Annotated in this window: 11 protein-coding genes; 7 read left to right on the plus strand and 4 right to left on the minus strand. The window is 49.3% G+C overall.

Annotated features, from left to right (window positions below; translation table 11 throughout):
* The first annotated feature begins 61 nt into the window (after nucleotides 1-61).
* The 4 genes from ACTTKA_RS11080 to eno all read left to right on the plus strand — a co-directional run bounded on the left by ACTTKA_RS11080 (nucleotide 62) and on the right by eno (nucleotide 3,498).
* Nucleotides 62-940, plus strand: a complete 879-nt coding sequence (locus tag ACTTKA_RS11080) for a 1,4-dihydroxy-2-naphthoate polyprenyltransferase (RefSeq protein ID WP_442725079.1) — start codon at nucleotides 62-64, stop codon at nucleotides 938-940.
* A 281-nt stretch (nucleotides 941-1,221) separates the two neighbouring features.
* Nucleotides 1,222-1,716 (plus strand): flavodoxin FldA, encoded by a 495-nt coding sequence (gene fldA / locus ACTTKA_RS11085; protein WP_442725080.1) that lies wholly within the window; start codon nucleotides 1,222-1,224, stop codon nucleotides 1,714-1,716.
* Between the two features lie 11 nt (nucleotides 1,717-1,727).
* On the plus strand, nucleotides 1,728-2,096 hold the full coding sequence (locus ACTTKA_RS11090) for a DUF2023 family protein (RefSeq protein WP_442713454.1): 369 nt from the start codon (nucleotides 1,728-1,730) through the stop codon (nucleotides 2,094-2,096).
* A 121-nt stretch (nucleotides 2,097-2,217) separates the two neighbouring features.
* Nucleotides 2,218-3,498, plus strand: a complete 1,281-nt coding sequence (gene eno / locus ACTTKA_RS11095; protein ID WP_442713455.1) for a phosphopyruvate hydratase — start codon at nucleotides 2,218-2,220, stop codon at nucleotides 3,496-3,498.
* A gap of 119 nt (nucleotides 3,499-3,617) precedes the next feature.
* Here the strand turns inward: eno and ACTTKA_RS11100 are convergent, their stop codons facing one another.
* The 4 genes from ACTTKA_RS11100 to ACTTKA_RS11115 all read right to left on the minus strand — a co-directional run bounded on the left by ACTTKA_RS11100 (nucleotide 3,618) and on the right by ACTTKA_RS11115 (nucleotide 8,627).
* Nucleotides 3,618-5,000 carry an aldo/keto reductase gene (locus ACTTKA_RS11100; protein WP_442725081.1) on the minus strand — a complete coding sequence of 461 codons (1,383 nt, stop codon included), beginning with the start codon at nucleotides 4,998-5,000 and terminating at the stop codon, nucleotides 3,618-3,620.
* A 20-nt stretch (nucleotides 5,001-5,020) separates the two neighbouring features.
* Nucleotides 5,021-6,589, minus strand: coding sequence for a 4Fe-4S dicluster domain-containing protein (locus ACTTKA_RS11105; RefSeq protein ID WP_442725082.1), 1,569 nt, complete (start codon nucleotides 6,587-6,589; stop codon nucleotides 5,021-5,023).
* Nucleotides 6,590-6,761: 172 nt separating this feature from the next.
* The gene (locus ACTTKA_RS11110; protein WP_442725083.1) at nucleotides 6,762-7,511 is read right to left on the minus strand and encodes a LytR/AlgR family response regulator transcription factor; all 750 of its coding nucleotides are present in this window, start codon (nucleotides 7,509-7,511) and stop codon (nucleotides 6,762-6,764) included.
* An 18-nt stretch (nucleotides 7,512-7,529) separates the two neighbouring features.
* A complete protein-coding gene (locus ACTTKA_RS11115) occupies nucleotides 7,530-8,627 on the minus strand; it encodes a sensor histidine kinase (RefSeq protein ID WP_442725084.1) in 1,098 nt (365 codons plus the stop codon).
* A 373-nt stretch (nucleotides 8,628-9,000) separates the two neighbouring features.
* Between ACTTKA_RS11115 and ACTTKA_RS11120 the strand changes: the two genes are divergently transcribed.
* From ACTTKA_RS11120 to feoB, 3 genes are all read left to right on the plus strand, one after another.
* A complete protein-coding gene (locus ACTTKA_RS11120; RefSeq protein ID WP_442713459.1) occupies nucleotides 9,001-9,396 on the plus strand; it encodes a hypothetical protein in 396 nt (131 codons plus the stop codon).
* A gap of 119 nt (nucleotides 9,397-9,515) precedes the next feature.
* Entirely contained in the window at nucleotides 9,516-10,391 is an 876-nt protein-coding gene (locus ACTTKA_RS11125) for a bile acid:sodium symporter family protein (RefSeq protein ID WP_442725085.1), read from the plus strand.
* Between the two features lie 136 nt (nucleotides 10,392-10,527).
* Nucleotides 10,528-12,915, plus strand: coding sequence for a ferrous iron transport protein B (feoB, locus tag ACTTKA_RS11130; protein WP_442725086.1), 2,388 nt, complete (start codon nucleotides 10,528-10,530; stop codon nucleotides 12,913-12,915).
* Nucleotides 12,916-13,566: the final 651 nt, after the last annotated feature.

Genomic DNA, 13,566 nt, shown 5'->3' on the forward strand with positions numbered 1-13,566 from the left:
CCTTGTGTTTTTATCTGCCCGGTGTAAAATCTCGAGGATTTTATCTAAATTTGCTACTCGAATGAAACCGAACAAATGTAAAGCATGGATACGGGCGGCACGACCGCAAACGCTGGCGGCATCGGTCAGCCCGGTATTGGTGGCCTGTGCATTGGCCTACAGAAACAATGTCTTTCAGTGGATGCCCGCAGTACTGTGCATGGCCGTTGCCGTGCTGGCACAAATAGCAGCCAACTTCTTCAACGATTATTTCGACTTTAAAAAAGGAGCCGATACCGAAGAACGTCTGGGACAGCAGCGGGCAGTCGCTTCGGGATGGATTACTCCCAAGACGATGCTGACCGGAGCTTTCGTCACATTATCCGCCGCCTCTCTTTGCGGCTTTGCTTTGCTAATCTACAGCGACTGGTGGCTGATTTTTGTCGGACTCGCTATTGCCCTCTGTGTGCCGGCTTATACGGCCGGACCTTATCCGCTGGCTTATCACGGGCTGGGCGATCTGGCCGTGCTGTTGTTCTACGGTGTTATTCCCGTATGTTTTACTTATTACATACAGGCACAAGAGTTTGCATGGACAGCCGGCTGGCTTTCAGTGGCCATGGGACTGCTTTCCGTAAATATCCTGCTGGTAAATAATGTGCGCGACAGAGAGCAAGACGCGCAGGCCGGTAAACGCACGACAGTCGTCATGTTCGGACGACGTTTCGGAACCACACTTTATCTGATCAACACGCTGCTGGCCGTGGCTTGTTCCTGGCCGGTTTATCTTTATCGTAGCCGGAACATCTGGTTCCTGTTTATTTTCTTCCTGATGATCGCATGGCTTACATGGCAGGAGCTGTCCCGTCAGCATGGCACCGCCCTCAACCGTACGCTCGCAATCACAGCCCGCAACGTCCTGCTGTATGCCTTTCTGCTGATCTATGTATTGGTTTTGTAAGGTTTCACCTGTAATATCAGGGCAATCGCATCAAATTCCGAGTATTTCTTTGAGGTAGTTCATGTTCAAGCAGCCTTGAATAGTCTCTTTTTATCACCTAAACAAATAAACATCTCAATGCCTGCAAAGCATCGTAATCCTACCGCCTGCTGTTCTCCTTCTTCGGGAAAGACATCCCGATTATTGGGGATGCCCCTCCCCAAAAAACCCTATAATTAGGGATTGTGCCGTAATATCGGCACTTCTAACTTTGCGTCCGAAATTTAAACGATAAAAAAGACATGGGAAAAACAGCCATTATTTACGGTTCTACGACAGGTACGACCGAAGACATTGCAGGCCGCATAGCCTCACAGATGAACGTTGCAAGCGAAGACGTGTACGAAGTAGCCAAAATCACACCGGCCGATGTTGCTCAATATGACATGCTGCTGTTAGGTTCCTCCACATGGGGAGCCGGCGATTTGCAGGACGACTGGTACGACGGGCTGGAAACGCTCAAACAATCCGATCTGGCGGGTAAGAAAATCGGCCTCTTCGGTACGGGCGATTCGTCTTCCTACTCGGATACGTTCTGCAGTGCGTTGGGTGTGATCTACGAAGGACTGAAATCGTCGGGGGCGATCTTCGTCGGACAAGTCGATCCGTCCGAATATACGTTCGACAGTTCCGAAGCCGTGGTAGACGGACAGTTCATCGGTCTGCCGATCGACGAGGAGAACGAGCCGAACAAAACGGACGACCGCATCAGCCGTTGGGTTGCCTCTCTGAAATAAGACATACCGCGATGGAACAGACGGGAGTGTTGCCGGGCGAGATCAGAGTCTTGCATAATCATATCTACGAATACAAGAAAGGCGTGCGAAACCTCGTGCTCTTCACCATGAACGAGCGCTATCTGACCCTCGCACGCGAACGGCTCGAACGACAAAACATTCCTTACCTCGTTCAACGCGCAGGGAGAAACAACATCAATCTTTACTTCGGGCAGCCGGAATGTCTGGAGACGATCAGCACGTTTGTCGGGCGTCCCCTGAACCGGCTTACCCCCGAAGAAGATTTTATCCTCGGAGCGCTTTTGGGCTATAACATCTGCGAGCAATGTAAACGCTTCTGCTCAAAGAAAAAAGATACCTGTGAGGCAGAACGGGCATAAAACAAGCCCGGGTGCGGATACCGCCGCAGGCGTTCCCCCCAAACATGCCGACCGGTAAGGTTGCGGAAGTGCATTTTTTGCCCTATCTTTGTCGGCTGAAAACAATTAATGTAAAAGTAACATGAGAATAGAACAGATTACAGCCCGCGAAATCTTGGATTCGCGCGGAAATCCTACGGTAGAAGTAGACATCAGACTTGAGTCGGGTATTATCGGACGTGCCAGCGTGCCCTCCGGTGCATCGACCGGCGAACACGAAGCTCTCGAATTGCGCGATGGCGACAAACAACGCTACTCCGGCAAAGGAACACTCAAAGCCGTTGATAATGTGAACAACATCATCGCCCCGGCGCTTATCGGTATGTCTTCGCTCGAACAGCGTGCTATCGACCGGAAAATGCTTGAGCTCGATGGCACAAAAACGAAGTCAAAACTCGGAGCCAACGCCATCCTCGGCGTATCGCTCGCCGTAGCCAAAGCAGCAGCCAACTATCTTGACATGCCGCTCTACCGCTATATCGGCGGCACGAATACGTATGTGATGCCCGTCCCGATGATGAACATCATCAACGGAGGATCGCACAGCGATGCCCCCATCGCCTTTCAGGAATTTATGATCCGCCCCGTGGGCGCTCCCTCGTTCCGCGAAGGTCTGCGCATGGGCGCCGAAGTGTTCCACGCACTCAAGAAAGTATTGCACGACCGCGGACTTAGCACGGCCGTAGGTGACGAAGGCGGATTCGCTCCCGCCCTCAACGGAACGGAAGATGCTCTCGACTCGATTATTCAGGCCATTAAAGCAGCCGGATACGAACCCGGAAAGGACGTGAAGATCGCCATGGACTGCGCCGCGTCGGAATTCTATAAAAACGGCGTCTACGACTACAGCCTCTTTGAAGGAGAAAACGGCAAAAAACGTACGGCCGACGAACAAATCGCTTATCTCGAAGAGCTGATCAACAAATATCCGATCGACTCGATCGAAGACGGTATGAGCGAAAACGACTGGGACGGATGGAAGAAACTCACCGCACGCATCGGTGACCGCTGTCAGCTGGTAGGTGACGACCTCTTCGTAACGAACGTCGAGTTCCTCTCGAAAGGTATCGAGACGACTTGTGGAAACTCGATCCTGATCAAAGTAAACCAGATCGGTTCGCTGAGTGAAACGCTTGACACGATCGAAATGGCACACCGCCACGGATACACGACCGTTACGAGCCATCGCTCGGGTGAAACGGAAGATGCCACGATCGCCGATATCGCCGTTGCCACGAACAGCGGACAAATCAAAACCGGATCGCTGAGCCGCAGCGACCGCATGGCTAAATACAACCAGTTACTTCGCATCGAAGAGGAATTGGGCGCATTAGCCGTCTACGGATATAAAAGAGTGAAATAAATTTCTTTTACAAATAAATCATACTTTATGGAAAGAGCGCCTTTGTGAAAAGGCGCTTTTTTTGTGTGCTTCTATCCCTGTTCATCAGCCTCCTGCCACTCCGTTCGACCGATACGGTACTACGCGTTGCGTCTCAGTTGTTCCACATACCTGTCGACCTTCAACATCTCCGCAGGTATATCGAGACGCTGCGGACAGTGTGGATTGCATTGGCCGCAAGTCGTACAATGATCAGCCTGACGTTTCCTTTCCACCCTGCGATCGTAGCCGACTAAAAACGCATGTCTCGCTCTACGATAATGTTCGTCGTGTATATTATCCGAAAAATTACCTTCGTTCAAGCACTTATTATAATACGTGAAGATTCCGGGAATATCCAACCCGTAAGGACACGGCATACAGTATTGGCACGCGTTGCACTGAATAAGCGGGTATTTAAGCATGGTCAACGCCACTTCTTCCAACATCGCGCGTTCCCTATCGTTCAATGTCCGGATCGGCGAATAGGTACGTATGTTTTCCTGCAAATGTTCCATATACGTCATACCGCTGAGAACGGTCAACACATTCGGTTCCGAGCCGGCGAAGCGAAACGCCCATGATGCCGTACTCGCTTCAGGGTCCATGGAGCGCAGCAGCTCCGTAGAAAGACCGTTGAGACTGGCTAACCTTCCGCCCAGAAGGGGCTCCATGATGATGGACGGGATGTTGCGTTTCTTCAGCTCGCCGCAAAGGTATTCGGCATTCGTGTTCGACGGATTCACTTCTTTCGCGTGTTTCCAATCAACATAATTCAACTGAATCTGCACAAAATCCCACTTGTACTCATCATGTCGTGACAGCAAATAATCGAACACTTCGATATCGCCGTGATACGAAAATCCCAGATTACGGATATGTCCGGCTTCACGTTCTTTCAGCAGAAAATCAAGCATTCCGTTATCGAGGTAGCGACCTTTGAGCGCCTCCATTCCTCCCAGTCCGACGGCGTGCAGAAGGAGGTAGTCGATATACTCTACCTGCAAATACCTGAACGAATGGTGATAAATTTCGAGCGATGCCTCACGGCTCCACGTATCCGGCGAGAAGTTCGAGAGTTTCGTGGCGATGAAATATTTGTCGCGTGCGTGACGACTAAGAGCAATACCCATCGCTTGTTCCGACCTCCCTTTACAGTAAGCGGGCGACGTATCGAAATAATTTACACCGTGTTCAATGGCATAGTCCGTCAAACGATTGACCATCTCCTGATCAATATCATTTTCCGACTCTCCTACGTTCTCGCTGCTCAGGGTCGGCAGACGCATACATCCATATCCGAGAAGCGACACCCTGTCGCCGGTGTTGGGATTTGTACGGTACGTCATCCGGTCGGTCGGTACTTCACCGACCGCTCTACGCGGTTGTTTTTGATTCGTACATCCGTAAAGCACCGCGGTCGAGGTAGCCGTTCCGCCAAGTACCTTGATAAAATCTCTTCGATTAATATGATTCTTTTTCATTTTGATTACTGTTTATATGATTAAACGGAACGATGTACTTCGTGACCGACTACGTAAATCGCGCTGAAGGGACGCGAAGGACAAACATATTCGCACGCGCCGCAACCGATGCATCGCTCGGTATCGACAGAAGGAAAGCGGAGTGAATCTTCGTCGTCCGGATCGGAAGCGATCATGGTGATTGCTCCGTTCGGACAATGACGCTCGCAGTTCCCACACTTCACTCCTTTACGCTTCACGATACAATCTTCCATCACCCACACCGCATGTCCGATCTGTAACGAAGTCTTCACTTCCTGCGTGATGGGACGGATAGCGCCTGTGGGACATACCTCGGAGCATTTCGTACACTCCGGCCGACAGTAGCCGCGGTCATATTCCATTTCGGGTTGCATAAGTGTCATCCAATGATCGGAAGGACGAAGCACGTGGTTCGGGCAAGCCGAAACACAAAGTTGGCATGCAGTACACTGCCGTGCAAAATGACGTGCGCTGATTGCTCCCGGAGGAGTAAGTTTTGTCACACGATCGGGAAGAACCTTGTCTTTTATCTCCGCAAGACCACCGTCTACCTTCTTGTCTTGCGCCTTCACTGCCGAAGCGAGTACGACAGAAGCCGTAGCCGTAAAAAAATGACGACGTGAATGTACGGTACGCCCTGAACTGCTCTGTCTCGATAGTGACTTCGACGGAGCAGCTTCCATGCAGGCCACCCGATGATCCGCCGATACAAACTCCTGCTTCTTACGCGCCGGAACGAAAGAGATCGCTTTTTTACGGCATCCGTCCATACAGTTCATACACGCTACGCATCGACTGTAATCGACCGTATGTGCTTTCGAATCAATACACGATGCTTTGCAATTACGTTCACACAAACCACACTGGTTACATTGGTCCGCATCAATCCGTATCTTGAACAGCGAATAGTTCGACACGAAGCCCAGCACCGTGCCGACAGGACAAATCGTATTGCAATACGTCCGCCCGTTACGCCATGCGAGAACAGCCAACACAACCAATGTCACAAGCGGAACGACCAATATCATAACCCCTTTATAGCCTATTACATCAACGGAATAGAAGGCATAACTGTCTATCCGTTCGGCAAAATGGGCCAGCAGATTATTGCCCGCTCGGTAAACAGGAGCAAACAACCCGTTTGCGATACGTCCGTAAGCGCTGTAAGGTGAGAGCAACGAAACGAAGGCCCTCGCAACCCCCGCACCGACAACGAATGAACTGACGGAAAAAACTCCGACAAAAATCGCCAACACCGTGTAACGCAACCATGAAAGCGCCGGTGAATAACGGAATCGGCGTTTGTTGAATCGCCCGGAGATTCGTGAAATCACGTCTTGAAAGATGCCAAGGGGACAGATAATCGAACAATAGACACGTCCGAAAAGGAGTGTCAACACAAGCAGCGCAAGAATCACGCCGATGTTTAACGCAAGCACAGCCGGCCAGAATTGAATTTTTGCCAGCCAACCAAATGCATAACGGGCTGTTCCCGTAAAGTCAAGAAAGAGTAACGTTACCAAAACGATACAGACGAAGGCAAGCGCGACTCTGGTTTTTCGTAGCATAGCCTAATGATTTGAATGTTCGTACAAATAAATTTCCATTACAAAGGTAAAAAATAAACGGTCGAATCGTTTCTTTTTTCTATAAAAACGAAAAAGATGATTTTATCACGAAAGAATCCGGAGAGGTTTTACGGCAAAACCTCCTGAGGCAATCAATGAAGAGTGGAAGAAACTACCCGACCATCCACTTTTTAAAGTCCGACGCACGGTTTTTGCTCACGTAAAGGCGTTCCGGCATCTGCGCGTCCAAAGTGACCAACAAGCGACTGTCGAACCAGACGGTGATATTCGTCACGCTCTCACGCGCAATGATGAATTGCTTGTTAGCACGAAAAAACACGTCGGGATTGAGATGTTGCATCATGCTGTCGAGCGTTTTGGCATAAGGATAAACCTTGCCGTCTCTCAGATGCACCGTCGTATTGCTCTCGGTAGTATAAAAAAATGAGACGTCCGAGAGTGTGACCGGAACGAGCTTATCCTTCACAGGGATCAGGATTTTCTGGATGTATTTCCCCGTCGGGGTCAGTTGCGCCTGCTGAGTGACGTACTCTTGCATACCGCGCTTCGTCAGTTTACGAAATTTCTCTATCGCGCGCCTCAAGGCTTCCGTATCGACAGGTTTCAGGATATAATCGATACTGTTAACCCGAAAGGCATCGAGCGCATACTCGTCGTATGCCGTCGTAAAAATAATGGGTGTCTCGACGGTAATCATCTGAAAAATATGGAACGCCGACCCGTCCGACAGATGGATATCCATGAATATCAGATCAGGCGCGTCGTGCGTTTGCAGCCATTTAACCGTCTGGCTGACACTTTCCGTCACTCCTTTCACATCAAGGCTATCATCCATCTCGCTCAGCATCCTCCTCAGATTTTCACTGGCTGCTGTTTCATCTTCAACAATTAACACATTCATGGCTTATACAATGCTTGTTTAGGTCAAGGGTAAAATAACGGTAAATGTATCGTCCGTCTGCTCGATACGGATATCTTTGTGTACCATCAACCGGAAACGTGCGCTCAGGTTTGTCAGTCCGGTGCCGTTCGTGAAAGGCTTCTCCAGCTTCGGATAGATGGGATTGGATACGGTCAGTACCGTCTCGCCCGAATCGCTGTCGCTACGGGTGGCGATAACCATGTGTATCTTATGCTCGCTGTCGATCGCGTTATGCACTACGGCATTATCAACGAGCGGGAGAAGCGACAGCACCGGCAGTTTCATGGCCGTGGCAGACGCCTCCACCCGGATGTCGAACGTCAATTTATCGGCAAAACGGACTTCGAGCAGATAGCGGAACGAATCAAGAAAATTCAGTTCTTCGTTCAGCGTTACGAGCCCTTTCTTGTCGCTCTGCAAAATGAAGCGGAATACGTTCGAGAGCTTGTTCACAAATTCCAATGTCCGCTCTTTGTCGTCGCTTCGGATAAGATACGTCAAACAGTTGAGCGAATTAAAGAAAAAATGCGGATTGATCTGGTTCGCCAGCGCGTCGCAACGACTTTGCAGCATTTCCCTCTTCAACCGCTCAATCTCCAGCTCCTTCTCACGCTGTACCGAATACAAAGCCCTCGCGTAACCGATAAGCACACACAGTACACAAGCCACGACAAACTGAAACAACAAGTGAACGGTGAAGCAATCGATATGCTTATTGATTGATAACGAAATCTGAATATAGAGACCATAGGCCAGTGCCGTGACAGCGGCCGTCAGGAAGATACGTCGGGTATAAGCAGGCTGTTTGATTTTTTTGATGTTGATGATCAGCAGCACCCAGATAGTAACGCTAAAAAACAGATAGCGGAAAATGAAAAAAAGCCAGAAACCTGTCAAACTTCCAAAACATACACAATTGATTTTCACACCATTTACGAAAATCTGCATCGCTGCCCCATCTGTCCCGGCACTTTGTACAAGCCTCGGAATATCCCACGGTATCTGAGCGATATTCGGATAAATGATAAAGACACCCATTAACAGTCCGAACAGGAGCAACGCTTGTACCGATGTAAATTTTTTTATTGTAAACATAATGGTATTTCTTTGTTTGCAAAGGTATGAAAATATTTCGCCCGTTTTTCCAAAATGGAAGGGACGATGAACAGCCTCTTTTTCGTCTTTACCGATACTTTTTTCGTCTTTGCCTGAAAAATCCGCCAGGTTATGCTTATTTCTCTATCTTTTATGGTTCAAACCGTTACAATTCAATCTAAGCCTTACGAAGCAATCCTCAGACCTCTCTTTTTTCGTAATCACCTCCCTTTTTTTCGCGATGCTGGGAAATTGGAAACAAACGCATCCTTTTCACCCCATCTTTGCATCGCAGACAAACGACAACCGGGCTCGTCCCGATAGTCTTTGAAGAATAATAAAAAAGAATATAAACAGTAAAATGAATAGAATTATGAAACGTTTGAGTTTGGTTGTTACAGCCTTGTTAGTAAGTGTAACCATGAGTTTTGCAGGAAACAAGCATTCAGATCAACTTCCTTTGGTTATTGATATGACGCAGTTGAGTCGCTATTTGCAGTTGGATGCACAGCAAGTAAGAGAAGTGGTCGAAATAAACGATTATTTTATGGAGATGCAACAGAAAAGCTTGGCCTATTCCAATAAAGATGCGAGGGAAAAGAAGATGGAACAGGCCATTTACGGTAATCTGAAACTGATGAAGGAGACACTGACCGAAGATCAGTACAGAAGCTACCTCGGATTATTGAATCTGACGTACAATAACCGCAGCAAGATGCTTCGTGCGGACAGCTTGCAGGATACGTATTGGGTCAATCAAACCAATTGACCGAATTAAATTAAAGATTGTGAGAAGCCGGGGCTTGTGAAAGTTCGGGCTTTTTTTGTATCCGGAAAATTTTATTCCCCTCGCAGCTTGCATTATCTTTGTCGCAAAAAAATAAAAAGATGAATGCAATTTGGATCGTACTGCCGATTCTTTCCTTGTTAATGTTCGATTTAGGTCTCACACTCGAATGGAAAGATTTTCTGCTGTTCCGTCGCCGTCCACGAGCCGTTTTTACCGGATTAGTCGGACAGATTATCGTTCTTCCGGCACTTGCCATGATGTTGGGATGGACATTTAGTCTGCCTCCGCTGTTCTTCATCGGACTGGTACTTATCGCCTGCTCGCCGGGAGGCAGTTCGTCCAATATTTTTTCCATGCTTGCCAAAGGAGATGTAGCACTATCCGTCACATTGACGGCTCTGAGCAGCGTCATTACCCTGTTCACTCTTCCGTTCATCATGGGATTGGCCGTACACATGGCCGGTGGCGAAAGCATCGACGTGCATCTGCCTGTAGGAGGACTGATTATACAGAACCTTTTATTGATGCTGCTTCCGATCGCTGCGGGGGTATTCGTCAGACGACGCTCTCCGTCAGCCGCCATCGCGATCGACCGGGCGCTGTCACGGATTGCATTCCCTGCGCTGATTCTCTTGGCTACCCTTTTCTTTGTGCAACACCGTCAGACGATTCGCGAACATATCGGTCTGCTCGGGGTGTGCATCACGGCGATGATCTTGCTCGCCACCTTCGCCGGAGCAGGACTGGCACGAGCCATGCAGCTGCAAAAACGCGAACGACGCACCATCATCATCGAAGTAGGCATGCAAAATGCAGCGCAAGGTATTGCCGTTGCCACCAGCCCGATTATCTTCAATAACGACCTGATCGCGGTACCGTCTATCATCTATGCCTTACTGATGAATGTGATCCTGCTGATTTACGTGGGCGGACTGAAACGGCTTGATCATCAGCCGGCACTCGAAAAAAAGTAGAATAACCGGCATTTCTCTTCTTCCAATCTCAGAGTGCCAACATCCTACCCGATATCTCCTTCGCATACCCCCAATAATGGGGATTGACAGAGTTGAAAAAACAACTTATTTTTGCCACGCAAAAATAAAGGAGAAAATGAAATTATCGGACTTGCATAATGGCGAATCGGGAGTGATCGTACGGGTTACGGGGCATGGCGCTTTCCGGCGACGCATCATCGAAATGGGCTTTGTACGCGGTCAGCACGTGACATCCGTGCTCAACTCACCGCTGAACGACCCGGTGAAGTATTCCGTGATGGGATACGAAGTATCACTTCGGCGCAGCGAGGCAGCAATGATTGAGGTGCTTTCGGAAAAAGAAGCAGAGAAAGCCGTCGAAGAAACGAAAGAGGCCCATCGTACGAATGGTACGGCCGACAATGAAACGACTGTGACACACAACGGATCGCCATCTGTAGCCCGGCACAGGAACGAGATCCGTATTGCGCTCGTGGGCAATCCGAACAGCGGTAAAACTTCGCTCTTCAATGTTTTGTCCGGAGGACGTGAACACGTAGGTAATTACAGCGGCGTCACCGTAGCTGCCAAGAGCGGACACTTTACATACAATGGCTATAAATTTAGCATCACCGACTTACCCGGCACTTATTCACTCTCCCCCTACTCGCCCGAAGAGCGTTACGTCCGACAGCATATTTTCGACAATCAGCCCGATGTGATTATCAATGTCGTATCGGCATCGAACCTTGAACGCAATCTATACCTGACGACCGAGCTGATCGACTTGAGCCAGCCCACCGTCGTTGCACTCAATATGTACGACGAGCTTACGGCCAGCGGCGCCACACTCGACTACCATCACCTTGGTGCGATGATCGGCATCCCGATGACCCCCACGGTGGCCAAGAACGGAAAAGGGCTCAATGAACTGTTGAACAAGGTGATCGATATCTTCGAAAATCGCAGTGCGATCCAGCGTCATATACGGATCAATTACGGCATAGCGATTGAGCCGGAGGTCGACAAACTCTCGAAAAAAATGCAAGCAGCCGACGAACTGCCCTATCAGTTTCCTCCTCGTTATTGGGCGCTAAAGATGCTGGAAAACGACAGTGAAGCCGAACGTATGCTCAGTCACTGTGGGAATTATGCCGCATGGAAAGATTCGGCGGACCACGCAGATACACGGCTCAAACGTCAGCTGAACGACGACATTGAGACGACCGTCATCGATTTCAAATACGGCTTTATTGCCGGCGCCTTGCAGGAGGTTTATATACCCGGCAATCAGGACATACAGCGAAAGACGGGCTTTATCGACCGTCTGGTGGCCAACCGATGGCTCGGTTTCCCCATCTTTATTTTCCTGATGTGGCTCACTTTCATGACGACGTTCTGGCTCGGTGCTTTTCCGCAGGAGTGGATTGAAACGGGATTCGCCCGTCTCGGCGAGTGGATCACCTCATCGATGGCAGACGGCGCATTGAAGGATTTGCTCGTGAACGGCATCATCGGCGGAGTAGGCAGCGTGGCCGTTTTTCTACCGAACATCCTGGTCCTGTATCTTTTCATTTCACTGATGGAAGATTCGGGCTATATGGCACGCGCGGCATTTATCATGGATCGCATCATGCACCGGATGGGACTACACGGCAAATCATTTATCCCTTTGCTGATGGGATTCGGATGTAATGTGCCCGCCATTATGGCTACACGGACAATCGAAAGCCACAGCAGTCGGTTGATCACGATTCTGATTAACCCGTTCATGTCGTGCAGCGCACGTCTGCCCGTTTATCTTCTGCTGGCGGGAACGTTCTTCCCGAACAGTGCAGGCACCGTACTCGTCTTGCTTTATTTTTTCGGTATCGGAGTAGCGGTAATCACCGCGCGGTTGCTTCGTTGGGGCGTATTCAAGGCCGACGAAACACCTTTCGTGATGGAGCTTCCTCCGTATCGCATGCCCACCCTGCGTGCCACGCTCAGACACATGTGGGATAAAGGCGAACAATACCTGCGAAAGATCGGAGGCGTTGTGCTTGTTGCTTCGGTGATCATCTGGTTTTTGAGCTATTATCCGCGTCCGTCGGCCGATATGCCGGCCGTAGCAGAGACCGAAGTCGCGGCCTCACAACAATACGAAAACTCGTACCTCGGACGGTTAGGAAAATTCTGCGAACCGGTCGTACACCCGCTCGGTCTGAACTGGAAGGCAGCCATTGCCCTGATCTCCGGTTCTCCGGCCAAAGAAGTAATCGTCAGCACCCTCGGCGTACTGTATAGTAATGAAGACGAAACAACACTCTCCAATACGTTGCTCGCCTCCGGAGATTTCACGCCACGTTCGGCACTCGCGTTCCTTGTTTTCGTCCTGCTCTATTTCCCGTGTATCGCTTCGATTGCAGCGATTGCCAAAGAAACGGGAAGTCGAAAATGGGCGGCATTCTCCATAATTTACAACACCTGTATCGCATGGATCGCTGCTTTTGCCGTTTATCACCTGGCAGATTTCTTCTTTTGACTGAAGAATCCGACTTCTCAAAAAGTGCTATAATGTGATTAATGCCTGACACTTTTCAGCAACAAGCACTTTCGGCTTCGTTGCTTTTGCTCTATACAAGAGATATAGGAATTGTTGAAACAAGTGTTCTGATCCTGCGTTTTTTTTGAAAATATGATGTTGTAGTAGAGACGCAATGAATTGCGTCTCTACGGGGCGTACTGTGTTGATTCGCATCATTTGCGCCTATGTGCGTTCGGATTCCCCGACATAACAATTAACAATTGTCCGGCAGGGCTGAAAGCCCGATATATTTCAGCCTCATCCCGCAAGGGTGGGGTATCGATTCTCATACCTTGTTCGGAGGGCTGAAAGCCTGAATTAATCAGCGTTCGTAATTCGTAATTTATCATTCGTAATTTGTCATTCGTAATTCTCCCTTTCCTTGTCATTCAGAGCGAAGCGAAGAATCTTTTTCCATTATTTTTGGCTTGACCCAAAAGTAACCAAAAAGTCAAGGCTTCGTGCGCTTCGCACGCCGTCGCGACGCTTGCAGGGCGGAAAATCAGGTAACTCGCTTCGCTTGGGACAGCCTGATTTTAATTGTCAATGGTTAATGACTTTGTTGCAACGGTAGTCAAGAGGTTATTTTTCTTTTCTGCCGTTACGCAG

Source organism: Tannerella sp. (genome assembly GCF_052170195.1).
Lineage (GTDB): Bacteria > Bacteroidota > Bacteroidia > Bacteroidales > Tannerellaceae > Tannerella.